Origin of the sequence: Paenibacillus glycanilyticus (assembly GCF_023715145.1) — a bacterium.
In the GTDB taxonomy this organism is placed as follows: Bacteria; Bacillota; Bacilli; order Paenibacillales; family Paenibacillaceae; genus Pristimantibacillus; species Pristimantibacillus glycanilyticus_A.
On record NZ_JAMBNP010000004.1, the window covers coordinates 21,236 to 46,524 of the forward strand.

The following is a 25,289-nucleotide window of genomic DNA, read 5'->3' on the forward strand; positions in this document are numbered from 1 at the left end:
CGATTATTCCTCCTGGAATGCTAGCTCGAGGCTTGCTATAAAAATACTATATTAAATAGTCAATACTATCTTCGATGGCTTTCTTCCAATACCTTTTCGAAATAGTAGCTCTGCACAAAATTTTAGCGGCAGTATTACGGGGACATTCACCGGCTAGAAGAGGCGTGCCTCTGGGCACGCCTTAAACAAAAGACGCCACCCGGGGGAAGAAATCCCACCACGATGGCGTCTTTACTTATGGATACGATTCTGATCAAATTTTGGCCAAATACTCGATTGAGGTTACTTGATCGTTCTCGATGACGAACCGCAATTGGGACTTGCCTTGGTCATAGACGTACAAATTCAAGTTGTTGGTGAACTTGTCGCCGTAGGCTTTGATCACGTCGCTTTTCTTGTTGAACATGGTGACGCCTTCCTTGGTGGCCACCGTATCGTCGAACAGAATGACGGACGCGATATAATCGACGCCGTCCTTCTCGTAGGCATACACGTCGAAGCTGCTGTATTGGTAAATTTTATTGAGTCCCGGGAAAGCGCAGGCTTGCGATTCGAAATAGCTTTGCGGTTTTCCCAGTTGCTTCAAGATCGGCGCCGCTTCGGCATGCATCGGAATCGAAATGCCGTTCGCCTCGAACACGAAGCCGGCGCTGCTTGCTTGTTCAGGCGTCTCGGAAGCCGGGGTCGAAGCAGCCGGCGAAGTAGCGGCTCCTTCCGTCTGCGTCAACGCGCTAGGCGACGCGGATCCCTGCTCCGTCGGTTTGTTCGCGCAACCGGATAGCACCAATAGGAGGGCAATCAGCCCTATACTTGCTTTTATCAACGTAAACACTCCTTCATCCATTCGTTATCACGTTTCCGCTTTATAACGTTTCAGGTATCCGTATTTGGCGAGCTCGTCCAATTGATCCTGCTTCATCCGATCGTAAAAGTCGATTTTCTTTTGCCAGATCCCACTCCACGTTTCGTCGGTACGATGATCTTGCAGACGGTACGTATCCGTGAGGAATGCTCCGAAGTACGTAGCCAGCTTTTCCGCTCCGTATACGTTCAAGTGCAGGCCCGCGTCATAGGTATCCGTCTTCAGGTCGATTCCGGCATCGTCCATGTGCCTCAGAAAATTGATGTAGGTTAAATCGTGTGTTGCGGCGTACTGCTCCATCTGGGTATCCCACTCGTCGTACCAATGCGGGTAGATCGTCGGCGCTTTAACCAATACGAGTTGGATTCCGTTTTCCTTGCACAATTCCCTCAATCGATCCAAGTAACTATAGGCGTTGGAACCGAATCGGTAATCGGGCAGCCTCGGAGCTCTGGGAACTCTCCCCGCCGGCTTCACGTCTACACGCATATAATACCCATTGTGGAACAACTTCTCCTTGCTGAACAAGTTCGTGAAGTCGTCCTCGTTTAATTGATCCCATCTGGAATGAAAACGCAATAAGGGCGCAAGGTAATCGACGAGATGCTCGCTCTTCATCATGGACGCTTGAATGCTCTTCAGCTTGATTGCCGAGAGTTCCATCCCATCCAGCGTCATACGGTTATACTCTTCTTTTTGCGGCTGGTTATACTGCATGGCGAGAACGTTAAAGACGACGACTTTCGGCTTCTCGTATTTCAGCGTCTCTTCCAGCAAATAGTACGACTGCCAGATCAACTGCTGCGCGCTGCCGCGGATATAGCTCGTAATCCCGTATTTCTCCCACAGCGTAACCGGCGAGAAATTCTCGTACACTTCGCAGTCTCCGAGGAATACGACGTCGAAATCCTTGCGGTCCTCTTTGTAATATTCGCCGATGAGCGAACCCTCGACGATGCCGGATACGTATTTGGGCATCAGCAGGCGTTGCAGCACATAGAGCGAGCCCAGCAGCAGAACGATCGCGACCGCTCCGATTATTAGCTTTTTTCGTACCAATGTCCCATCATCCCTCCTTAGAAATCAGAACTGATTATAGATGAATTGCTTAGCGTCATAGCCGACGCCGTAAGCGCCGAAGACGAGGATCGAGAGGATTAGCATGCCGTAAAGCGAATACCTTACGCCGATCGGCTGCGCCGCTATCTTCTCCCTCACGCTACCGCTTCTTTGAAGCAAGCTGACGATTCCGACGACCGTTAGGCTCGACAGGATCAAGACGTAGTGACTAAAAGAGATGCCCAGATGAAGCAACGAACCGTCGAATAAGACTTGATAATTGAAGGTTGTGAACATGGACCCGAACATCTTGAACGTAAGGGGCACGTCCATGTAACAGTCGAACAGCCGGATTGAGCTCATCAGCAGCAGCGTTCGCACGACTTGGAAGGAGCGGAATCCGAACGTATGCTTCACTTTGAACTTCCCATGGAACCAATCGTAGAACGGTTCCAGTTCTTGCGAGATAAGGATGATGACGCCGTTGGCCAGTCCCCAGGCGATGAAGTTCCAACTGGAGCCGTGCCAGATGCCGGTGGCGAACCAGGTCGTTAAGGTCGCGAGATACACGGGCACGCGTTTGCCGATCGCGTTGCCGAACCACCGGCGGGAGAGCTTCGACAGGGCAAGCATCGGCTTCGAGACCGACATCGGGAAGAAGACATAATCCCGGAACCAAGCGCCCATCGAAATATGCCATCTGCGCCAGTAATCCGTGATTGACTTGGCGAAATACGGTCTGCGGAAATTTTCCTGAACCGTGACGCCGAGCACCTGGGCAATCCCGATCGTAATGTCGATACCACCGGAAAAGTCGGCCAACAGTTGAAACGCGTATAACAACATGCCAACCAACACGTATGCGCCGTTATAGTGATCGGGATCGTCGATAATCGTCCGAACGCCGACCAGCAGTTGATCGGCGATGACCAGCTTTTTGAAAAATCCCCATGCGATTCGCTGCAAGCCGAACTTTACGTTGCGGCCGTCGAAGGCGTGAGGGCCGTACAGCGTCTTACCCAATTGATCGAATCGGCTAATTGGTCCTTGTATGACTTCGGGGAAAAAGGAAACGAACAACGCGAACTTAAACAGACTGCGCTCCGGCGGAAATTTACCCCTATAGACATCGATCAGATAAGCCGCGCTTTTGAACGTATAAAAGGAAATGCCGAGCGGAACCGCGATTGTCCAGAAGGAAATGCCGCCTTCGCTTCCGAAAGCCCGGGCGATGAGATTGATGTTCGCGATCGCGAAATCGGTGTATTTGACGAAAGCAAGAATGCCCAAGGCCACGAACAAGGCGAGCAGCATCGGGATCCGTTTTCTTGCTTTCATCTTGGATTTGTATTCGTTGATCTGGGGCTTGGCCAATTCATGCTTATGTTCCCGCAAATACGCGGACTCGGTCTGCACCAAGTTGCCGATTCGGCGTCCGGCATAATAAACGCAAACCGTCGTCGCCACGATGTAAGCAAGAAATTGAAGCCCGGACAGCGCATAGAACAAATAGCTGGCGACCAGAAGCAATACCCACTGGTATTTTCTAGGTATTACGTAATAAATGACGAACAGGACAATGAGAAATAGAATGAAACCGTATGAGGTGAAAAGCATGGTCTCCCCCTATAAATCGTCGGATAGTCTGATGATTAACGCGTACAACGCCTGGGCGGAATTGAAGTTATCCGGCGTGATTTCCTCCACGGGAATCGTCACCCCAAATTCGCCGTCGATTTCCGCAAGCAGCGTGACGATGTCGAACGAATCCAACACTTTATCCTTGATTAACGTATCGCATTGACGAAAATCGACGTCAGGGTGCATATCTTCCAATATTTTTAATAACTCATCCATGTGCTTAACTCCCCTTCTTGACGCAAGCTTCTTTAAGGTAAACGCGATCGATTTTTCCGTTCGTCGTGAGAGGCATAGCGTCTAGCCGCTCAATTCGATTAGGAATCATATACTTCGGCAGCAGCAGCTTCAGTTCCTTGACGATTGATCTGGCATCCGTTTCGCCTACGAAATATAAAACGATCTTCTCCGTGGTTTTGTCGTAAACGCAGCAAGCGCTCTTAATGCCTTCCAGCCGATTGACGTTCGCCTCGATCTCTCCGAGCTCGAGGCGATACCCCATATGCTTGATCTGGTAATCTTTGCGCGAGACGAACATCAGCTCACCGTGCTCGTTGTATTTGCCCAAATCCCCCGTCCGGTAGATCAGTTCGGGATACAAAACGTTCAACGGATTTTGTACGAAGACTTCGTTCGTCTTGGCGAAATCCCCGTAATAACCTAGCGTCAGGCAAGTGCCCCGAATGCAAATTTCTCCGGCTTCCCCGGGAGCGGCTACGCGATCGCCTGCACCGAGCAATAGGATTTCGGTATTCCGAAACGGCCTGCCGATCGGTAAAATCTCGTGTTCCTCGAACGCCCGTTCCACCTTGTAGTAACAAGACATGCCGGTCGCTTCGGTAGGGCCGTATAAGTTAACGAACTTCGCGTTAGGCAACGCACTTCTCCACAGATTGAATTGTTTCACCGGGAATACTTCGCTGCCGAACGCGACGGTATGCAGAAATTGCGGAACCAGCTTGTCCAGCACTTTGAAGGAAGAGATCATCGTTAACGCCGATACGACCCAGCATACGGTGTTTATCCGATACTCGTTCAGGAACTCCACCAATTTGAGCGGAAACATAAACAGGCTCTTCGGGATGATATACGTCGTCGCTCCGAACTTCAGGGTCGGGAATAGTTCTTTAAAGCAAGCATCGAGATACAGCGGCGTCTGGTTCCCGAATACCGTATCTTCGCTCAGCGAGAGCACGTCAGATAAGTTTTCGATATAATCGATGACCGATCTATGGTTGGCGATGACGCCCTTCGGAACGCCCGTTGAGCCGGACGTGAAGACGACGTATAAAGGATCCGTGTCCAAGGCGGAAAAGCGGATTCGAGTTAATGCCTCATCGTCGACAGGACCTTGAATCAGGTCGTCGAACAGATGAACGTTCCCTTGAAAATCGATGGCATCGGCGGTTTCCTTCGTCGACTCATCGCAGATAATCGCGCTGGGATTTATCTTCCGAACAATCGCCTCGATGCGGGCGCGGGGCATCTCGTCGTCGAGCGGTACGTAGAAATTGCCGCTGTAGATGACGCCGTAATAAGCCGCGACCACTTTCGGACTCCTGTTCATGAATACGACGATCGGTTGCTTTTGCAAATGGTGCCTGTTCAGAAACGTACCGATCGCTCTGGACTGCCCGTACACTTCTTGGAACGTAAGGCCGAATTCGTCGTTCGCGTAAGCTATTTTGTCCGGTACTCTTCGTACCGTATGCTCTAAATACTCCATGACGTTGAACTGCATTGGCCAACCTTGCCTTTCTTATTTAAGATACTTGCTTCTTTCATTGAGCGGTTTGGTCGGCGTTGCCGGATGTTTGGTCTTATCGAATAAGTAGTAGTTCTTAAATTGCTTATTGAATAACGCCAGCTCTGCGTCCGTAAGCAGGAAAGTCGTATTCTTTTTGATCGTGGGAGTCGTATCGAAGTGATACCAGGCGTCTCCGACTTTAACTAAGCTCCAGAAATGTTTCGTTTTTCTGCCTTTGTCCCGGATCACGGTTTGCGTTTCGAAGCCGCTTCTCTCCATTAGCATCTTTGCTGTGGCATAGTAGACGAAGCAGTCGCCCGTGCCTTGTTTAAACCCTTGAAGCGCGCCTTTTCGCCAATCGGTATGGCTGGAGCTGTCGACATAGCCGATGTTGTACTTCGTCCATTTAAAGATTGCCCATAATTTGTCGACTTCCGTCATGTCCTCCGTCACGATCTTGGCGAGTACGGTATCCGCCAGTTTATTCAGTTCGTCTTCGTTGAGAGGGCTAGCAGGCTTTACCTTGACCGTTACTTTAGCCTCTGCTTGGGCAACGTTGCCTGCGGCGTCCTTGGCCATATACGTAATGTTGTAGACGCCGACTTTCTTTAGGTTGACGCCGCTCGTGTCTACAACCAAAGCGACATTCGTATCGTGATTATCCTTAACGGTTACGCCTGTCTTGTAGGAAACGCGATCTCCGATAAAGACCGTTAAATTTTTGACTCCCGTGATTTTGGGCAGCTCGGTATCAGCCTTGGTGTCCGGCGTGGCAGCAGACGTGGCAGTCGGCGTGTCTGCGGGCTTGGTTTCCGTCTTCGTATCCGCCGATATGCTGTCGATCGAAGTCCAAATAACCAACGCGGCAATAAGAACGAAGGCAACTCCTAAGATGACCTTGCTACGTATGGTGCGTCTAGTTCGTCTGGTACGCATGCGGCAACCCCATTCCTGTGGAAACTTTACGAATAAATTCAATTCATTTTCACTATACTATGGCCAAATCCGGATTTCGGGATTCACAAATTTCCATTTAATCGGAAATGTTTCCCGAATTCTCATAGTATAAGTACACGAAAAAGATGAAAACACAAAATAAGGTAGATAATAATGAAAAAATCAAAATTAGGCGTGATCGGCGGGATGGGACCGAAGGCGACATCCGTTTTTTTCGACAGAGTTATTGAATTCACGGAAGCGGAAGCGGATCAAGACCATATCGACATGATTATTTTGAATCATGCGTCATTGCCGGACCGAACGAGCTCGATCCTTGAGCGGAAAGATCAGCAATTCCTGCGGCTCATCCAAGCGGACATCGCGCTGCTCGAACATGCGGAAGTATCGACCATCGTGATGCCTTGCAATACGGCGCACCGTTTCTTCAATGAAATTCAAGCCATGTCGGCTATTCCGATCGTCAACATGGTAAGAGAAACGGCCGAAGAACTGCTCGCGAAACATAAAGAGAATCGTAAAATCGGCATTCTCGCGACCGACGCCACCCTCCAAACCGGTATCTATTCGGATGTCCTGCAGCAATACGGCCTAGAGCCGTTCATCCCAAGCCCGAGCATGCAACAACGCATTATGAGCATTATCTATGAAGATATCAAAAAAACCGGACATTCGGATGATCGCGTGCTCGAAGGTGTTATTACGGAAATGATCCAGCGGGAGAAATGCGACGGCGTCGTTCTCGCGTGCACGGAATTATCGTGCATAAAATTAGGCGAATCCGTGCGGCCTTACTTTGTCGACGCTTTGGACGTGCTCGTGCATCGGTCCATTACGTTGTCCGGCGGAAGGATCAAGCCCGCGCTCGTCGAACGGCTGTTTATAGAAAAATCATGTATACCGATCACACGCCTAATAATAAAGACGCATATAGCGAGAAAATAATTGGCTTTTTTACACAAGTACATTCATCATAATAAACACCTTTTGAACAAAGCTCTTGGCTCCAATAAATGATTGAAGAAGTTATATCTTGCCGTAATGCGTGTATTATGCAAAATCAGAATCTTTAACTCTTTTACCTGAACGAAGAATGGATTGCTCTACGAGTACATCCATAGCATCAATGCAATATCTTTTAATATTTTTCCGCAATGGTATACTTGATAATTCCGTGCAAGCAATGACAACACAGTCACAACCGAAATCATAGAGCAGCTGCTCTATGATCTCCTCGATTTCTGCTGGCTTAACATGTTGATTTTGCTTCAGTTTCTTATAAATGATACTCATGATACGTTTTTGTATTTCTTCATTCGGCTTGTATAGTTCAAGATTGAAATTTTCACATTCTTTGCTGTATATCCCGTTATGCAAGGTTCCGTCAGTCGCCAAAATTCCAACTCTACTGCCTGATCCAAACTTATGTGCCACAAGCTTAAGTGTCTCGTTAACCATATTTATAATCGGAATTGTGGTCATTTCCTGCATCTCATTATAAAAGCAATGTGCTGTATTACATGGTATTGCAATATTGGACACACCGGCATTATGAAGGAGAGCCATATCTTTGGATATTTTATCTAAGAATAGATCTTCTTCCTTCTTTCGTAGAACATCGGTCCGGTCAGGAAGACTTGTATGATTGAGAATAATGATATTAATGTGATTCTGATCAATATCCGCATTCGTTTTGTTTATTATTCTTTCAAAAAAAACCGAGGTAGCTTTGGGACCCATACCCCCAATAATGCCTAAGCTCCCATGTTCCATCTTCGTTCACCAACTTAGCTGCATATGCAGTAATATTCTATTATGATTTTGATAAGGAACAGTAAGATTTTCGGCTGTTTCGCCATCCCTATTCGCTTTGCTTTCCCCTCTTCACTGTCATCTGCATAAACGCCAAACTCAAGAATGAGGCGTCCCGTTGTAATGAGGAGTAGTGTTTTTATTGCTGGTTGTTTTTACCAATACCCCCTCATGGTTCCAATTCCCTAACTGGTTATTCCGGTAATGTCTTTATCCATATCACCTTGTAAAAATTCATTTGCCTGGCCATTAACGAGCTCTTAGAGCTTTATGTCATTTCACTTTAGTTCAGTTAATCGCACTTAACTAATCATGCAAAAAACATATCTCAAAAGTGTATACAAGATGTAACTTTTTTGTAACACTTAAATGAATATGATCCATGCCTTCAATATTGGAACCATCCTCCCGTTTAATAGCTTAATAAATCGCCTTGGCGCAGCTTGAGGCTAAACGATTGCAGATGGCTGATAGAAGTTTATGACGCGAAAAGATTCCGCGCCGTATCTGCGTTTCGGATAGAAAAAACCATCGCTCTTATGGGATCAGTCCCATAAGAGCGATGGTTTTTTAATGTGGCTGCGATTCAAAGAAATTTAATCCAAATACAAGATCTCAACCTCGCCAGGAGCAAAAGATTGTTCCGCATAATCTTCCCCCCAGCTGCATAGCGATCTCAAAATGGGTTCAAGCGACTGTCCCAGATCCGTCGTGGAATACTCCACCTTGGGTGGTACTTGGGGGTACAATTTTCTGCGAATAAGTCCGTCCGATTCCAATTCGCGAAGCGTTTGAATCAGCATCTTTTGTGTAATATTATGCACGAGCCGCTTAAGTTCGCTTGTCCGCTTCGGCCCTTTAATTAGATAGTAGAGCACGAGTCCTTTCCATTTCCCTCCGATAACTTCCAACGTCAATTCCAGCTCGCAATAAAAAGTTTTCATATGATGCACCAGCTCCCGAGTATATCCCTCCCCTTTGTTGCATGAAGGGGATAATACCAGCGTATTCGGATCCGTTGAAATCCATAGCGTTTTACGAGCTATTATGCCCCTGTTATATTTGCGCTACTCCACCGTCTACAAACATTTCAACACCATTCACATAGCTGCTTTCATCTGAAGCCAGGTACAAAACCGCATTGGCGATCTCTTCGGCCTTACCTACCCTGCCGAGCGGGATTTCATTTTTAGCCTGCTCCAAGAAGCTTTCCAGATTAGTACCGAACAATTCATCATATGCCGGCGTTACTATTGTTCCCGGACTAAGAACATTGACACGAATTTCGGTTCCTTTCAGATCAAGAATCCAGCTTCGGATTAGTTGCCGGAGCGCAGCCTTAGAAGCGCCGTAGATGCTGAACGCAGGCATTCCAGAGGTGCCGGCCGTGGAGCCCGTTAATATAATCGAGCCTTTGTTATTTGGGAATAAGGGTAAGGCCTTTTGCACGGTAAAAATAGTCCCTTTCACATTCACGTCGAATGTCTTGTAGTAATGCGCTTCGGTAATTTCGCCAAGTGGAAGCAAGGAACCTAATCCGGCGTTTGCAAAGAGGATGTCAAGATGTCCTTTCGTTCGTTTTACGGTATCAAACAGGTTATCCAAATCTTCCAGTTTTGATATATCCCCTTGAACGTCAGTGACATTTTCCCCAATCAATTTCACTGCTGCGTCCAGTTCGGTTTGTCTGCGGCCAGTAATAAAAACATGCGCCCCTTCTTTGGCAAACTGCTGTGCCGCTGCGAGACCAATACCGCTTGTACCTCCGGTTACAACTGCTACTTTCCCTTCAAACTTCCCCATCTTATGACACTCCCTTTAGGATATTGTTATTTGTTAATCGGATGTCCAGCTGATCGTTATAGAATTCCTATAAGCGTTCGGACATCCTATGAACGTTAGTATGAATGAAGAATAACGAGAATAGAAGTACCCACTTTTTCGTTATATAGTCACCAAACGGTAACAATTAAGACAGGACAAAGGCTTATTAACTAATGTCTTTTATAGCTTTATTGCTCTATAAGCCCAAGTTGATGTATGCACATACATGACTTGATCGCCTTCTAGATTGATCATATGAGCACAAATGGGCTGTCTCTATTTGAGACAACCCATTTGTAGTACATTATAAAGAAACTCTTAATATCTTTCTTACATCTTTTTTTGTAAGAGGAACATAGCTCCCAATTTGATCGGCAAGCCTGGCCCTTTCCGTCATCCATAGTCCTGCAGCTTCGCGGGCTTATGCATTATATAAATTAATCGTCATCTCTTCCTCAAATCCATGTTTACGGTAAATGGTCTGTCCCATGGAACTAGCCTGTAAAATGGCTAACGTTGCTCCCGCAACTTGCATGTCGTGCAAAGCATGACCTACAAGCGCGCCGCCGATACCTCTTGCACGGAATTCCTTCAATGTCGCAACCGTATATAAGCCTGTCACTTCGCCTGTGCTGAACGTCATGGCCGTTCCTACCGGTAAGTCATTCAGATAGGCCAGAAAATACTTCATCCGTCCTTCCGGATCATAAGCAAATGCTTCGGTAAAGGAATGGGCCAATTCGTCCGGGAGACCGTATTCTGCGACGAACACCCGTTTGAACATCTCAAGCTCATCATCCGTATTTACGATTACGATTCTCAGTCCCGGCACATTAGACTGGTTAATCACTTTTACTTTCAGGTCAGCCGCCATACCGGACATGGTACTGCCCAGTATGAATCCGTTAGCTCTCAGTGTCTCGGTAACGATTTCGTCCTGCGTATGGGAATATGTATGCCAGACGCATTTTACGCCGCGTTCCCGATACGCATCGATGATGGATTTCACCTGTCTGGTCGCATCAATCTTATCGTCATGAGGTGCTTTATAATCGAATACGCGATTGAAAATCGTTAAAGGCAACTCCGTTTCGATTCTTGCGCAGTTGTCATCACGAAAAAATCTTGCGTAAGGACTGTTACTACTCAAACGTTCAAACGTTTGGATCATGTTCTCTAAAATTGCTTTCTTTCTATTAATCATTTTCATTTTTCCTCCTTTTAGTTTTTAATTTTTGACATCATCGGATAGAGAAATAAAGGTTACTCTTAGCCGTATACGCTAAAGGTAACCTTTATTTTACAATTTGATTACATCATCGGTTGGATCGGATTGCTGTTCAAAATGTCTTCTACTTCTTGGTAGCCTTCAGGGTAGGCAAAGTTATAGCGCGCCGGTAATGCAAACACGTATTTTTGATTGCGCGTCAGTTCCTTTGGACCGGTAGGCGCTGCGCCGATGAAGAATTTCTCCTGTTGAAGCTCGTTCCATTGGTGCACAGTAAAGACAAGAATAGGGATATCCTGTCTAGGCTGTTCAGCGGTCCATTTGGGATGGCGGATGCTGAGTGTCGTACCGCTTTCTACGACCTTACCGTCTTGCTTATTGTCTGTGGAACGACCCTCCCACTTGTCCGTTACGATCGTGTACCCTTTCCAACTATCCGGCAGATTGAAACGGTAGCCATATTGGGTATTGTCATAGAAGGTTTGGCTTACTTGACCTGTTTGTCCGCCGACTGGGCTCATCGGTTGACTGCTTCCATCCCTTGGAGTGTCATTGGATAAAGGCACAGTATGGTGATGCGGTGCAAGGTGGACATATTGGAGCGCGTTAATAATCATCTCAGCGGCATGCGAGTGAGTAATCGCCGCCGTTCCGTTAACCTTGTCAGCATGATTCGTTCCGTTTGCGGCCACTACTGCTGGCACAGCTACGGCGACCGCCGCTACCAGCAGCAGCGATGCAGCACGCTTGTTCATTCTTTTCGTCAACAATTCCTCCAAATAAGTTTTGGCATGGATATAAAAGGAGAAAAAGATTCGCTAGTATTTAAGGTAAAATTAAAGGCCCGGATTCGTAATATTACTTTTTTGGATACTTTGTCGATGTTTTTACCTGCGCAGTATTGAGATCGATCATTCTCATAGTAGAAATTCCATCCGCTTTTGTCAATGAATCCAGCTCAAACTTAACATTTCATAAATTCTTCCGGTTAGTAATTTTGAACGTACAGGACACTCTTCATTAGCGAATTGTCGTCGGGTTTCTTTGCTTTTTTTAAGGTGCAGTGGATTCGCCACACCGTACATAATCTGTTATTTCGTAGGAAATGAGCAAGGTTCGCTACGGTTGTCTTCAGGTTAAGAATAAATCTTAAAGGTGTGTGAAACCTATATAAGGGACTTTTTTGTTTAAAAAGGTCAATACAAATAAAATGTTGGGAGATAATACGTTGGACATTTCAAAACAAGTAGCATTAGTAACAGGAAGTAATCGCGGCCTAGGTCTTCATCTTGCAAAAGAACTTCTCTCAAGAGGAGCTAAGGTTTATGCAGGTGCCAGAGATCCTGAGTCAGTGAATCTTCCAGGAGCCATCCCATTGCAACTGGACATTACGAATGATAATTCAATTACCTCGGCAATCGGGGTTGCTGGCGATGTAACTTTATTAATAAATAATGCAGGCTCGAGTACTGGTGCCGAGCTTTTGGACGGTGATATGAGTCGTATTCATTTGGAGATGGATACTCATTTCTTTGGCACGCTCTCGATGATACGCGCCTTTGCTCCGATTATTGAGAAAAACGGCGGCGGAGCAATTCTGAATATACTTTCTGTTCTGTCTTGGTTCAGCTTGGGCGGTGCTAGTGCGTACTCTGCAGCTAAATCAGCAGAATGGAGCTTGACGAATTCACTTCGACTGACCTTGGCTCCTAAAAATATTCGTGTTGCCGGATTGCATGTAGGATTTATGGATACGGATATGACTGCAAAAGTTCAAGCGCCAAAAGTTAACCCCACTGAAGTTGCCAAGCTTGCAATCGATGGTATTGAGAATGACGGCTATGAAATTGTGGCAGACGAAACAAGCCAAAAAGTGCTTCGAGATTTGTCTGGTGGCGTGCACACGATGTACCCTCAATTATTTACTAAATAGTGAAGAAATGAAACATGACACCTCGCTAATTAAAAGCTCGTTAGTAATGGTTATACCCCGAATTTTATCGCTTGGGAGAGAAAAAAAAGCACCGAACGGCAAGGAGCGTCTCCTTGTTCGTTCGGTGTTTGTGTTCAAGGTGACGGCGGCAAAATGCACGGCCAGTATCCCCAAGGAATACTGGTGTTTACTGTTCAATCAGACGCTTCAACGAGCCGGAAACGACGGCGCCTCCGAATAATACCGCCTCGCGCTTTGCCCGCCGCGCTACCGCTTCCGATGAGCAGCTGGCCTGCACGAAGACGGCCTCGGCCTTATCGCCAGGATGTCGACGCCCGCATTCGTTTGAACGGCGATGTCTATGATCGTCTGAAGCGATTTCTCGATATTCTCGTCGACGGTCGCCGGATCGACTCCACCGACATGGGTGGCGCCTTGCTTCATCGCTTCCCTCACCAGCTCGACAGCGTGGGAGCGAAGTAGTCCATGCTGAGGAAACGCAACGATCTCATGCGTCATTTTTCCCGCGAACGTCTCAAACGCCCGCATCGTTGCCTCCAAGTTTTTCATGCCGACGACCGGGTCTATGTTGCAGTGGGTCCGGACATGGGGAGATTCGAATGCTGGATACGGGCCGTACCGCTTTCCACGGTCCGCTGTAATAGGTTTTATCGATATGGATGTGCATTTCCTTGAAAGCAGGCAGCATGAGGAGCCCTGCCGCATTAAGCTGTGGAAGCCCGTCGCTTGGCTGATTGCCGGAAGCTATGATCGCCGCGTTTTGACCATCCTCCACCCGGATATGACAGATGTCCGTATCGGTTCCGACGATGGCATCTTCCTTCATAGCGGTAACCGCTTTCCAAGCGAACAAAGGATATGCCATTCACGCGCACAAAATTACCGGCGCGCCTCTAATGACGGCCCCGGTCGGATTAATATGGCTGAAGAATCACCTTTTATCCAAGACGGCACAAAATTTTATCCAGTTCATGAAAAAGGAAAGAAACGATGCTATGTCCGTTCCTATCGATACGTAGTACGAGTATTCGGCTAAGCAGAGAAAGACGGCCCTCGCGGAAGCGGGAACCGACCCGTCGCCGCACCATGTTTCTCCGCAGGGATAATCGCATTCCAAACAAAAAAGAGCCCTCTCCGGCTCTTTTTTCATTTGGTTTCTATCTCTTATTCTATTGTCCAGCGGAAGAACCATGGCATGCATCGAGCAACGAACGCAAGCCGCGCGCTTATTCATAGGTCTTCTTGTAGCCCAGCATTCCGGCAACCGGAGCGAGCGCCGTGAACACGGCTTTTTGAACCGCCCACGGCGGATTTACCGTGCGTATTTCGTTTTGGTATTTGAGCATCGGACGCGACATGCGAAGCAGACTGGGCAGTCCTTTCTTGCCCAGCATGCCGTTTCTGGCAAACGCGAAATAGCATTTGAAAAAGCCGTCAATCTCGAGCGCCGGATAAAACCGCTGAATCGTATGCGCTTCCTCGGCGCCTTCATTCCAGAAGTAATGCGGTACGCCGGCTGGAATCTCCAGGCTGTCGCCGGGCTTTAAAATATGGGTCTTGCCGTCCAAATGAAAATGAATAATGCCAGAAATCACTTCGCACGAGCTTTTTTGTTTGGGATGCACATGCTCGGGCTCTCTTTCTTGCGACGGCGGGTTGAAGCTTTCGATCTCCGCCATTGTCCCGTTCGTGTCCTTCCCGGTCTTGAGGAATATCATGCGCTGCCCGCTGCGGGGATTCGTAATGTCATTTCCTGAATTTTGCATAAACCCTCCTTATACTTGGATAGAGATTCCGGATTCGTTCTTTAACTTTCATACTACCGGCACGAAGCGTGGAATGTCTACCGCGGCCGATGTCGAAAAAGGTTAATTATTCGTGTTGACCGCGCAGTTCGACTACGGACAGAATGCAAATCAACCGACATGTCCTGTAAAGAAATCATCGTTGAAAAACAATCACAGTTGATACTGTGCATGAAACGAAAAAAAATGATACTATGTATGATGGGTAAATGACTTTACAATAGCCTAATCATTTTAAATGCTGCAAAAGAAGGAGATTATATGAGTAACGAAAATTTTTGGCTTGATTTGCCGAAGCCATTTTTTATATTAGCACCAATGGAAGATGTCACAGATGTTGTATTTCGTCACGTTGTTAGTACAGCTGCAAAACCCGACGTGTTTTTCACGGAGTTCACAAGCACGGACAGCTACTGCAACCCTGCGGGGATAGAAAGCACTCGTGGTCGGTTAACGTTCACGGAAGATGAGCAGCCGATCGTCGCGCATCTTTGGGGCAATAAGCCGGAATTGTTTGCGCAGATGAGTATCGATATGAAAAAGCTCGGTTTTCGCGGTATCGATTTAAACATGGGATGTCCAGTACAAAACGTCGCATCCAATGGAAAAGGTGCCGGATTAATACGACATCCTGAAGTGGCGGCAGAAATTATTCAGGCAGCCAAAGCAGGCGGATTGCCGGTTAGCGTTAAAACAAGATTGGGTTACTCTGAGGTTGATGAGTGGCGCGACTGGTTAATGCATATACTGAAACAAGATATTGCAAATCTGTCGATTCATCTTCGTACAAAAAAAGAAATGAGCAAAGTAGACGCTCACTGGGAACTCATCCCCGAAATAAAAAAGCTGCGCGATGAAATTGCTCCAAACACGCTATTAACGATTAATGGGGATATTCCCGACCGCGCAACAGGAATGAAATTAGTGGAACAATACGGCGTTGATGGCGTCATGATCGGCCGCGGTATCTTCACCAATCCATTTGCTTTTGAAAAAGAACCTAAAGAACATAGCGCGAAGGAATTTCTCCAATTACTTCTTTTACAGTTGGATCTTCACGATAAATATTCAGCAGAAGTCGTTCCGCGCTCCTTTAAACCGCTTCTTCGCTTTTTCAAAATCTACGTTCGCGGATTTAGAGGCGCAAACGAACTAAGAATTCAATTAATGGAAACCAAATCAACGGATGAAGTTCGTCGTTTAGTGAATGCTGTTTTAGATCAGCTTGAAGCATCCCTACCGGAACCCAAACATTTAGATTTAACGCCGAGTACTTCGTCGAATTAATACGATTACGTCAAAAAGAGACCTATCAAAAGTTCAATGAACTCTTGATAGGTCTTTTATTTGCTTTGACAGGGATGCAGCCCGCTGCGTAGTCCGAGAAACGAAAGAAAGGGAGGCGGTCCCCCGTCCTCCCTTTACCCATCCGTGGTCAGTCGAAGTAGACCGGTTTCCCGGTTTCGGCGGAGATATAGACCGCCTCCAGAATCGCCGAAACCACCATTGCCTCTTCAGGCTTCACGAGCGGCTGCGTATCGTTCACGATGCAGTCGATCCACTGCTTGGCTTCATACTCGAAATCGGTTAAAGTCTCGCCTCTGAAGCGTTCCCTTGCCTTCGGATCCACGTCGATGACGTTCAGGAACAGGCTGCCGTCCCGCTCGCCGTTGATTCGCAAGCCGCCGTTGAAGTCCGCTCCACCTTTCGTGCCGCACAAATACGATCCTTCAGTCTTGGCAACATTGAGTGCCCAGCTGGTTTCGATCGAAACGACGGCGCCGTTTTTGAATTTCACGTAGCCGAAGGCCGAATCCTCCACTTCGAATTCCTTCGGATTCCAGGAACCCCACTCGTTCGCCGCGTTCTCGGTATGCTTTAGCTTGTGGAAGACGCTTCCCACGACGCTTTCCGGCTCGTAATTGTTCATCAGCCAGAGGATGAGATCCAGAGAGTGGGTGCCGATATCGATCATCGGACCTCCTCCCTGCTTCTCTTTGTCCAGAAACACGCCCCATGTGGGAACGCCCCTCCGTCTGGTCGCGACCGCTTTGGCATAATAGATATCGCCAAGCTCGTCGTTCTCGATCATTTTCTTCAGCAGCTGAGACTGCGCCTTGCTCCGGTTTTGGTAGCCGACCGTCAGCTTCTTCCCGGTCCGGACATGAGCGTCATACATGGCTTTCGCTTCGGCTCCGGTCTTTGCCATCGGCTTCTCGCACATGACATGCTTCCCGGCCTCCAGTGCCGCAATCGAAATCTCGGCATGCGAAATATTTGGCGTCAGAACATGAATGACTTCGATTTCTTCCATGGCGAGAAGTTGATTGTAATCCGTGAATACCCGGGCGCCCGGCGCGCCGTACTTCTCCGCGGCTTCGCGCGCGCGTTCCTCGATCAGATCGCAGAATGCAACCATCTCTGCCTGTTCTACTATGGCCAGGCTCGGCATATGCTTGCCGTTCGCAATCATGCCGCATCCGATGATTCCTATCTTGACTGTACGCATTACTTGGATCCTCCCGGCTGCTTGAATTCGACCGTTCTTCGCTCGCGATGCGCAATATAGGCCGTTTCTAGCAGCTCCGTTAGCTTCGTGCCATCCTCCAGCCCGAAAGGCATCGGCCCGTCGTTCAGGACGCCGTTTACCCATTGAGTCAACGGCAGCGGCTGCGCTTCGGGCAGCCGGTAAGGAGAAATCCAGCCCTGCAGCGGAGAATCGGCGTACTTGGATGTGACTTGCACGCTGTCTCCGGAGATGATAAGCGTTCCTTCCGTTCCGTACAGCTCGAACGCCGGCGGCGTCCGGTAAGTAACCAGGCTGGTTTCCAGCAGCGCGACCGCATGGCTTGCGAACTCGATCGAGCATTGCGCGTTGTCTTCGACTGCTCGGCCCGTGAAATGGCTGAACATCGACGTGATGCGCTTCGGCTGGCCGAGCAGCCAGCTGGCCAGGTACATCGGGTGGCAGCCGAGATCCATCATGGCTCCTCCGCCCGCTAGTTGCTCGTCGTACCAATAGTCGGGCAGCCAATTGCGAAGCGCGCCGTCATGGCCGTTTCGAATGCGCAATAGCGTGATATCGCCGAGATGGCCCTCGTCCACCAGCTGCTTGGCAAGCAGATGATGGGGTCTAGTCCGGGCGGGGAACGAAATGCAGAATTTGACGCCCGCCTGCCGGACGGCCTCCGAGATCAGGTCGCATTCCGCGACGGTAAGCGCCATCGCTTTCTCGGTGAAAATATGCTTGCCCGCGTTCGCTGCGGCGATCATCACATCGGCATGCATGCTCGTTGGAGCGTCGACGACTACGGCGTCCACGTCTTCCCTTCGGAGCAGCGCATCAAGGTCGGATTCAAAGCCGGCTCCGAGCTCTTTCGCCCAGGCGCTGCCCCTTTCCTTGTTTTCATCCCATACGGCCGTAATGTTAGCGTTCTCAAGCGATTGCAGGTGTTTGGCGTACCCGTCGGCATGAACATGCCACTTGCTGAGCATGGCGACATTTAGCATTCGAGAATCCCTCCAAGTCCATGTTATAAAAAGGCGGCTCGTTGCTTATTCGACTTTAGTTGCATGGGTATTGCAAAGGTTGATCATGCGAGCAGTCACATTGGAAGTGTTCAATGAATGGGAGCAGTCAGGTGAGTGAAGGCAATCAGACAGTGAGCTGTTAATCAGCGGCAGAGGCAGTTAATCGTCTTCAAAGAAGACATAGTCCGGATATTAGGCATTGAATTGGCGGACGGCCGTCCGAGGTCGGAGAAGTGTACCCTAGGGCGGGCTGTATATGTAAGGCATGGTATAACGGTCGTATTCGCCATCATGCGGTTAATTGCAGTGTCTTGCTAAGTTCTTGGTACTATTCAGCAGTCATGCGACAACCATCCGACTTCATGTATCGGATGATAGGTAATAGGCATCAACGCCGACCGGATGGTTCAGGTCTCGGGAACAGTTGAGTCTGAGTCAGCGAGGACTTGAAATGCAGCACCTTTCTTGGTGCAGCAGGATCACCCCCAACGCGTCACGTGCAACTAGAATATATCATATATATCAAATAGGATACAGTATTACATAAGGACAGAAAAAAAATGAGATCGCGACGAACAAGAGGATGAAGTGCAGCTATACGCCACTGTTATCGTGGCGAATGCTCGCTCAGGTTACATTTAGGATTATATCCTTTAGTTCAATCAAAGTCTTGATCCGATAGCTGGCCTGTGAGAAGTCATGTGTATTTGTGAAGTCGTTATGGACAACAGCACAGTCGATACCCGCCGCCACGGCTGAGTTCAACCCTCTGTTTGAATCCTCTACAACCAGGGTCTCTTCTTTGGCAGCTCCGAAACGCTTTAAGCCGGTCAAATAGGGTTCCGGGTGCGGCTTGGTGCGCTGATAGTCTTCGCGAACAAGGACGAATTCCATGAATCGTCTAATTTGGCGCTTTTCATGAATGAGTTGAAAATCATCACGTTTTGCAGTCGTCACGATGGCCATACGGACGTATTTTGACAGTTCGCCTAAAGTTTCAACTACGCCTTCGATCTCTATAGCCTCTGTTCTTAGATATTCCTGATAATAGACGTTTCGGACCTCGCGCTGCTTGCGGATGATCCGTTCATCAATTCCTGCCGCCCTAGCTTGGGACCAAGTGCCAAATGACTGGGTCATGTCGCGGAGGTATTGATCTTTATCCAAGGTAAATCCAATGTCGGCCAGAGCGCGTTCTCCCGCCTTGTAATACCAGAATTCAGTATCTACCAGAACACCATCATGATCAAAGAGTATGTACTTCTTCATGGCTTCGTTCTCCTTTGTCGGCTCTATTCAATAACCCACCGATTTCCTTAAAATAAGGACCAGCATAGGTCGAATCGATTGATAACCTTCAACGTACGGTAACTTTGTTCTTGGATTGACTTCCCAAATATATCGATTGACTTTTGTCCTCCTCTTTGGGATAAAAAAAGCAATCGAACGTTGCACGCCAGTTGCTGTCGCATTTTTACGCTTAGTCCCTCCTTACTTCATTTCATAGATTTTTTGGAGAGTATGGATATGCTTCGTCTTCTCGTCATCAGTCTCTGCATGGAGATACCCCTCTACAAGCCTGTACCCGAATACGAGAAGAATCATCTCATAGACGCAATGATCGGTGATTTGGTGGGATTCATGCGCATACTCCGAAAAGCCTTTGTAATACGCGGGGACGCATCGCCGGTAGTATTCGGCCATATGATCAATATCCGGTTCATCCGCGGTCAGGCTTGCGAGATCCTCGCCCAGGTAACCCCATCCGCTGGTATCCCAGTCGATTAACGTGATATTCCCGTCAGCATAGATCAGGTTGGTTACCCAGAAGTCCCGGTGGCATAGCACGAGGGGCAAATTTTCGATACGGGCGAATATCTCGTCTGCATGCTCATCGATGTCGATGAGCATTTGGCGCACATGCAGCTGAAATTCGCAATCCTCCGAGCGTATATAATCGTAGACGACCGGCCATGACCGATAATGCAGGTACGTCTGCTTCATGAGATCCGCATGGCTCAGGTTGGTCAGGCAATTCAGCACGGCGGGCTGCTCCGCATAGAGCCTGCCTTGAAAGCGTCCTAACTCCAGCGCGGCCTTTTCATACATGTCTCCGGTCAAATCTAAACCGGATACGCCATCCATATATTCCAGCCACAGCTGGTATTCATTTTCTTCGGCATTGAGCTCGGCGTGATAACATATCGGCCAGCGGAGGGCTTGAGAGAACGTCGCTCCCAGGTCAGATGAATAGAGATCATATTCCCGACGCCATGAGCCCGGATCGCCGTAACGCTCCCATTTTTTTTGGATTTTCAGCACGATACGATACGGCAATTTTTTGCCGTCGACGGTTTCAGCGATCCCCGTTACCAGGTACACCTTGCCCACAGTTCCGCCCTGTAATGATAGAGTTTGGTAGTCGGCGGAGATGATATCCGTCTCGAACCGTTGGTTTAAAGCATCTATCAGCTTTTCATGTTCAATATTCATGTATTCCTCCATTTTCGTTTCGAGTAAGAGACGACAACCGTTAACCAGCTGCTTAGATGATTATATCAAATGCAATCCCTTATTTTGGGACGACTTTAGTTATAACTATTCTGGCTTTTGCTGTATTAACAATTGCGGCTTTTCTCCGTCGTATAAGCTATCCTCCCGGTACATAACAAACGGCAACTCATGTGAGTTGCCGTACTGATTATTTCTCCAGCTCATAGCGGGTCGCGATAATGCCCGACTTGAGCGTTCGGCTGGACAGCAGCTTGAGCTTGAGTTTCTCGCCGCCTACGTGGAATGCCGATTTTCCCCCGCCTAAGATGACCGGACAAATCGTCAACAGGAATTCGTCAATTAGGCCGAGCTCGAGCAACGACTTCGCCGCCCCCGGACTGCCGAAGATAACGAGATTTTTGCCAGGCTGCTCCTTGAGCGCCTTGATTTCCTCTGCGATATTGTCCTTGATCAGCATCGTATTATTCCATTCCGCAATGTCCATCGAGCCGGAGATGACGATCTTCTTAACATCCTGCAGCCATTTGGCATGCTCCATACTGTGCCGCGACGCATTTGGATTGTCCAGCATCGTAGGCCAGTAGCTTTCCATCATCCGATACGTCGTTCTCCCATATACGGGAGAGCCGACTTCGGCTACGACCTCCTCGGCGTATTTCTCTAATTCCTCGTTGTACGGAATCCAAGCTAGTCCTCCGTTTGAATCCGACGCATAACCGTCCAGCGACACATGCATGAACAATACGAGTTTTCTCATGTCTGCTTCTCCTCCGATTTCGAATTTGGTTAATCGTTTTTTGGAAGTAGGCTCGTGTTTCGTCCTGCTCTTAGGTTCACTATAAATCATTACGTTACGTAAGGATCAAGCGAAAAATGGAATGATAGCAATTATAATATCAATATGGAGGAAAAAATCATTCATTCAAATACGTAGTAACTCGATTCTGTACTAATTGAGCGACGGCATCGGCGGATTTCTGCCCGGTGAAGAATGCTTTTACTTCCTCGGAGACCATTTTTTGGATTGTCGTTTCATAGCCTATATTTCTTAAGCTGGCTTCGGAGAGCATGTCCCGAAGAACATCAAGTTTCTCCTCCGTTACTTCGACCACGGAACCTCCGCCTTTGGCGCCAACATCCTTATCGATACCATTCTTCCATACATCTTGGATTGCGTTTTCATTCACTGATTTGTTCATCGAGAAACCCGCTTGATGAGGATAGGATTGCACCTCCTCCGACAGCAGAAACTTCATAAATTCCCATGCATCCCTCTTGATCTCCGAATTCGCATTCATAGCGATTTGATTCGTCGCGAGGAAAGAGACACCCGATTGTTGATCCGCAGCATGCGGCTTCTGATAAACCTTGCCATTCTTATAGTAAGAGGCTAGTCTTACAAGGTAATCGCTTGGAGAATTCATTAGTGAATAGGTAAGGAGACTTTTTTTCGATGCTTCACCGCTTAACTCCTTCTTATCGTATACCTGCTTCACTTCCGATAGTAATTTGGTGAAGACGGTAGAGTCGAATGTTAACTTGCCTCTCTCTCCAATTATTAATTGGTTATAGTTGTCAGACACGAGATTATTGATCATCGCCTCAGGCGGTAAATAGTTCATGGTGTAGGAATTTCCGTTCTTGCTTGCCAACTGCATGCTGATTTCGGCGAACCGGCTCCACGTCCAGTCCTTATCGTCAATCGTGATGCCCGCATCCTTAAGTCCATCTGCATCACCATACAGAGCTTCCAAGCAGTACTCGACAGGCATAATGTAAAGGCCGTCGTTCATTTTGGAGCCTGTTATAATGTTCATCTGGTATTGCTTTTGATCGAAACCGGTATCGCTTTGCATCCAAACGTCTATGTTCTCGAACGCTCCTTTACTGACGTATTTATCGATGGGCAATTCAACAGTCGTAAACGCGAATAAATCCGCGCCTTTGCCAGATAAGACCTCTGTCGTTGTCGATTTGATATACCTCTCGACCTCAGAGGCACTCATCATGCTGCCTGAAGTAAACTCTTTGAATTGAATCGTCGTATTCGGATGAAGCGCTTCGTATTTCTCTTTTGCAAGCTTATAGAACGGAGTAATGCCAAGAATCGATACAACGATCGTCTTCGGTGTATCGTCTAGAGGCTTCAATCCCTGTGGAGTGGCGTCAGCTTCCTTATTCGCAGAAGCACTTGGATCATCGTTTGCGTTTTTTTGGGGGAGTTGTGCGCCCGATTGTGTTAATTTCCCGCCAGTGTTATTATTGGCGTTTCCATTACAGGCAGATAAATACACCAACATGATACAGCTCATCATCAGGATTAACATATTCTTCATTTTCCGTTCCCTCTTTCTATTTGGTTGTTTGTGATTATGGCATGACCCGAACACGTTCACCATCCGTAACTACCGGTTCACTGCTTTGCAGGATGATTGGCGAATCCGGGAAGATCCCCTGTTGAACGACCGTTTCGGATTCGTTAGAATCGCCGGTTTTTACCGGCATCTTACGAACATGGCTCGTATTGCCAAGCGGGCCTTTACGCTCCTCAATAATGTAAACAAACGTTTCACTGCCTTCCTTGTGAATAGCGCTGCTTGGAACCAGAATTCCGCTAGTCTTATCGGAAACAAACTTGAGATCAAGTAGCGCTTGTTCGCCTCCTCGGATTTGTTCATTCTTTACGGTCACCGCGATATTCACTTGGGATTCCTTGTTTTCCATCCCCGACACGATCCCTTCTACCGTTGTCGCCTTGTCTTCTTGACCGATATGGACGTCCAGCTTCCGGCCAATCTTGAAATGCCCGCTAATTGTAGCCGGGACTTGAACATGAAATTGATAACCCTGAATGGAGGAAGCGACTAGTACATCAGGGCCGGCACTTGCAGAACTTAGCCCTTCCACAGCATTCACTTTCATCGCAATCCCGTCGAACGGTGCTTTCAGCTCACGGTTGCTGACTAGATTTGCCTTCATGGTATCGAGATTCCGCCTTTGCATGTCTAGCGTAAGACGTGCGCTCTCGAGATCCCGATTTGCACTGCGCAACTGGGTGTCATCACCGCTTGAGGCCGCTTCAATATATCGGTCTTGTAAGCCTTCTATCGCCAATTGCTGCTGCTCAACCTGCACCTTGGCATCCATATATTGATTCTCGGCTTCTGTGCTTTCGTAAACGACTAACGTCTGCCCCTTCTTAACGAGACCTCCTGCCCGGACCTTGACGGCTTTTATAGTCCACCCTGCTTTGTTCGATAAAGAAACTTCGCTGACTGGCTCTAACATGCCGCTGCCGTTAAAACTCTGAACGAGTTCCTCCTGGCGCCCTACGATCGTCCATACTTTCGTGAGATTCATCGTTAACAACGTATTGCTATACAAAGTAAGCACAAGTAATCCGCTCACAAATAAGATGAAAACCAATCGGAGCTTATTCTTCCTAGACTTCGTTTCATCCCGGTTATGCTGCCTTTCCACTAGACGATCCTCCTAGCCTTTAATACCGGACGTTTGAACGCCCTCGATAAAATAAGATTCCGCATACAAAAACAACAGGACCATCGGCAGCATGTAGAAGACGGACGCGGCAAAACCTACTCCTCTTGCCTCTTGCTGGATAACGGACAGGTACACGGACAACGGCTGCTTGAAGTCGTCGTCGAGAAAAATAAGCGGCTGCTCCACCATGTTCCAATAATCGACGAACAACAGCACGATAAGCGCCGCCAACGCTGGCTTGATCTGCGGAAGAATGATTTGCATAAAAATGCGGCTATGACCGGCTCCGTCCATATGAGCTGCCTCAACGTAAGCGTTTGGAATCGAAAGCAGGAACTGCCTTAGCATAAACACGCCGAAAGCGCCGAAGATACCGGGCAAAATGATGGCATTTGCGCTGTTCAGAAGTCCAAGCTTGCCCGCCATGATATAATTCGGCACGAGCGTCACTTGAAACGGCATTAGCATCGTGATCAAGTAAACGAAGAACATTTGATCTCGCCCCCGAAAGCGAAGCTTCGCAAAGGCATAAGCCGCTAGTGCGCCGACGATAACCTGCCCCGCGATAATGAACGCAACCATGTAAACGGAATTCCAAAACAAGTTCAAATAGGTTGGCGTCTCGATCAGCACATTATAGTACTGCTCGAACGATACCCAATCAGGGATGAGCTTCAGATTGACGAATGCATCCTCTCCGCCATTTGCCGCATCCGTCATTGCCCCAATCAAATCATAGTTCGATCCAATCTCCTGCTCCGTCATTAGCGAATTGGTGAAGGAAATGAGAATCGGCAGAAGCAGCAAGATCGCAAGCAAGCATAGAAGCAGCGTGATCGCGCCTTTCTTCATGACAA

23 protein-coding genes and 1 pseudogene are annotated in these 25,289 nt (G+C 48.0%); 3 read left to right on the forward strand and 21 right to left on the reverse strand.

What is annotated here, in order from left to right; translation table 11 throughout:
• Window positions 1–253: 253 nt before the first annotated feature.
• From M3194_RS12410 to M3194_RS12435, 6 genes are read right to left on the reverse strand one after another with little or no spacing between them, the layout of a single operon-like run.
• Entirely contained in the window at window positions 254–823 is a 570-nt protein-coding gene (locus M3194_RS12410; RefSeq protein WP_251654298.1) for a hypothetical protein, read from the reverse strand.
• Window positions 824–850: 27 nt separating this feature from the next.
• Complete coding sequence (locus M3194_RS12415; RefSeq protein WP_251654300.1) at window positions 851–1,921, reverse strand: SGNH/GDSL hydrolase family protein; 1,071 nt, start codon at window positions 1,919–1,921, stop codon at window positions 851–853.
• Window positions 1,922–1,945: 24 nt separating this feature from the next.
• Window positions 1,946–3,538: an MBOAT family O-acyltransferase gene (locus M3194_RS12420; protein ID WP_251654301.1), complete on the reverse strand. Its 1,593-nt coding sequence runs from the start codon at window positions 3,536–3,538 to the stop codon at window positions 1,946–1,948.
• Between the two features lie 9 nt (window positions 3,539–3,547).
• Complete coding sequence (locus M3194_RS12425; RefSeq protein WP_132306443.1) at window positions 3,548–3,778, reverse strand: phosphopantetheine-binding protein; 231 nt, start codon at window positions 3,776–3,778, stop codon at window positions 3,548–3,550.
• A gap of 4 nt (window positions 3,779–3,782) precedes the next feature.
• Window positions 3,783–5,285, reverse strand: coding sequence for an amino acid adenylation domain-containing protein (locus M3194_RS12430; protein WP_251654303.1), 1,503 nt, complete (start codon window positions 5,283–5,285; stop codon window positions 3,783–3,785).
• Between the two features lie 33 nt (window positions 5,286–5,318).
• Window positions 5,319–6,242 carry a transglutaminase domain-containing protein gene (locus M3194_RS12435; protein ID WP_251654305.1) on the reverse strand — a complete coding sequence of 308 codons (924 nt, stop codon included), beginning with the start codon at window positions 6,240–6,242 and terminating at the stop codon, window positions 5,319–5,321.
• 174 nt (window positions 6,243–6,416) lie between these two features.
• On the opposite strand from M3194_RS12435, the gene cuyB reads away from it, so the two are divergent.
• Window positions 6,417–7,208, forward strand: a complete 792-nt coding sequence (cuyB, locus tag M3194_RS12440) for a cysteate racemase (protein ID WP_251654306.1) — start codon at window positions 6,417–6,419, stop codon at window positions 7,206–7,208.
• Between the two features lie 105 nt (window positions 7,209–7,313).
• Here cuyB and M3194_RS12445 read toward each other — a convergent pair whose 3' ends face one another.
• The 5 genes from M3194_RS12445 to M3194_RS12465 all read right to left on the reverse strand — a co-directional run bounded on the left by M3194_RS12445 (window position 7,314) and on the right by M3194_RS12465 (window position 11,894).
• Complete coding sequence (locus M3194_RS12445; protein WP_251654308.1) at window positions 7,314–8,036, reverse strand: aspartate/glutamate racemase family protein; 723 nt, start codon at window positions 8,034–8,036, stop codon at window positions 7,314–7,316.
• Between the two features lie 635 nt (window positions 8,037–8,671).
• On the reverse strand, window positions 8,672–9,019 hold the full coding sequence (locus tag M3194_RS12450; RefSeq protein WP_251654310.1) for a winged helix-turn-helix transcriptional regulator: 348 nt from the start codon (window positions 9,017–9,019) through the stop codon (window positions 8,672–8,674).
• A gap of 112 nt (window positions 9,020–9,131) precedes the next feature.
• Window positions 9,132–9,878, reverse strand: a complete 747-nt coding sequence (locus tag M3194_RS12455) for an SDR family NAD(P)-dependent oxidoreductase (protein WP_251654311.1) — start codon at window positions 9,876–9,878, stop codon at window positions 9,132–9,134.
• Between the two features lie 442 nt (window positions 9,879–10,320).
• Entirely contained in the window at window positions 10,321–11,103 is a 783-nt protein-coding gene (locus M3194_RS12460) for a GNAT family N-acetyltransferase (protein WP_251654313.1), read from the reverse strand.
• Between the two features lie 107 nt (window positions 11,104–11,210).
• On the reverse strand, window positions 11,211–11,894 hold the full coding sequence (locus tag M3194_RS12465) for a hypothetical protein (protein WP_251654315.1): 684 nt from the start codon (window positions 11,892–11,894) through the stop codon (window positions 11,211–11,213).
• Window positions 11,895–12,355: 461 nt separating this feature from the next.
• Between M3194_RS12465 and M3194_RS12470 the strand changes: the two genes are divergently transcribed.
• Window positions 12,356–13,060, forward strand: coding sequence for an SDR family oxidoreductase (locus M3194_RS12470; protein WP_251654317.1), 705 nt, complete (start codon window positions 12,356–12,358; stop codon window positions 13,058–13,060).
• Between the two features lie 324 nt (window positions 13,061–13,384).
• Here the strand turns inward: M3194_RS12470 and M3194_RS31640 are convergent.
• Together M3194_RS31640 and M3194_RS12485 are read right to left on the reverse strand one after the other, a co-directional pair.
• Window positions 13,385–13,956, reverse strand: a pseudogene (locus tag M3194_RS31640) (amidohydrolase family protein); the annotation flags it as partial.
• A 351-nt stretch (window positions 13,957–14,307) separates the two neighbouring features.
• A complete protein-coding gene (locus M3194_RS12485; RefSeq protein WP_251654322.1) occupies window positions 14,308–14,847 on the reverse strand; it encodes a cupin domain-containing protein in 540 nt (179 codons plus the stop codon).
• 300 nt (window positions 14,848–15,147) lie between these two features.
• Between M3194_RS12485 and M3194_RS12490 the strand changes: the two genes are divergently transcribed.
• Window positions 15,148–16,173: a tRNA dihydrouridine synthase gene (locus tag M3194_RS12490; protein WP_251654324.1), complete on the forward strand. Its 1,026-nt coding sequence runs from the start codon at window positions 15,148–15,150 to the stop codon at window positions 16,171–16,173.
• A 148-nt stretch (window positions 16,174–16,321) separates the two neighbouring features.
• Here M3194_RS12490 and M3194_RS12495 read toward each other — a convergent pair whose 3' ends face one another.
• The 8 genes from M3194_RS12495 to M3194_RS12530 form a co-directional block, all read right to left on the reverse strand.
• Window positions 16,322–17,395 carry a Gfo/Idh/MocA family protein gene (locus M3194_RS12495; RefSeq protein WP_251654326.1) on the reverse strand — a complete coding sequence of 358 codons (1,074 nt, stop codon included), beginning with the start codon at window positions 17,393–17,395 and terminating at the stop codon, window positions 16,322–16,324.
• Complete coding sequence (locus tag M3194_RS12500; RefSeq protein ID WP_251654328.1) at window positions 17,395–18,396, reverse strand: Gfo/Idh/MocA family protein; 1,002 nt, start codon at window positions 18,394–18,396, stop codon at window positions 17,395–17,397. Before M3194_RS12500 ends, M3194_RS12495 begins: the two co-directional genes overlap by 1 nt.
• Window positions 18,397–19,044: 648 nt before the next feature.
• Window positions 19,045–19,686: an HAD family hydrolase gene (locus tag M3194_RS12505; protein ID WP_251654329.1), complete on the reverse strand. Its 642-nt coding sequence runs from the start codon at window positions 19,684–19,686 to the stop codon at window positions 19,045–19,047.
• A 222-nt stretch (window positions 19,687–19,908) separates the two neighbouring features.
• Complete coding sequence (locus M3194_RS12510; protein ID WP_251654331.1) at window positions 19,909–20,910, reverse strand: aminoglycoside phosphotransferase family protein; 1,002 nt, start codon at window positions 20,908–20,910, stop codon at window positions 19,909–19,911.
• A 208-nt stretch (window positions 20,911–21,118) separates the two neighbouring features.
• On the reverse strand, window positions 21,119–21,688 hold the full coding sequence (locus tag M3194_RS12515) for a dihydrofolate reductase family protein (RefSeq protein WP_251654333.1): 570 nt from the start codon (window positions 21,686–21,688) through the stop codon (window positions 21,119–21,121).
• A gap of 157 nt (window positions 21,689–21,845) precedes the next feature.
• On the reverse strand, window positions 21,846–23,267 hold the full coding sequence (locus tag M3194_RS12520) for an ABC transporter substrate-binding protein (protein ID WP_251654335.1): 1,422 nt from the start codon (window positions 23,265–23,267) through the stop codon (window positions 21,846–21,848).
• Window positions 23,268–23,301: 34 nt separating this feature from the next.
• Window positions 23,302–24,411 carry an efflux RND transporter periplasmic adaptor subunit gene (locus M3194_RS12525; protein ID WP_251654337.1) on the reverse strand — a complete coding sequence of 370 codons (1,110 nt, stop codon included), beginning with the start codon at window positions 24,409–24,411 and terminating at the stop codon, window positions 23,302–23,304.
• A 12-nt stretch (window positions 24,412–24,423) separates the two neighbouring features.
• On the reverse strand, window positions 24,424–25,284 hold the full coding sequence (locus tag M3194_RS12530; protein WP_397334327.1) for a carbohydrate ABC transporter permease: 861 nt from the start codon (window positions 25,282–25,284) through the stop codon (window positions 24,424–24,426).
• Window positions 25,285–25,289: the final 5 nt, after the last annotated feature.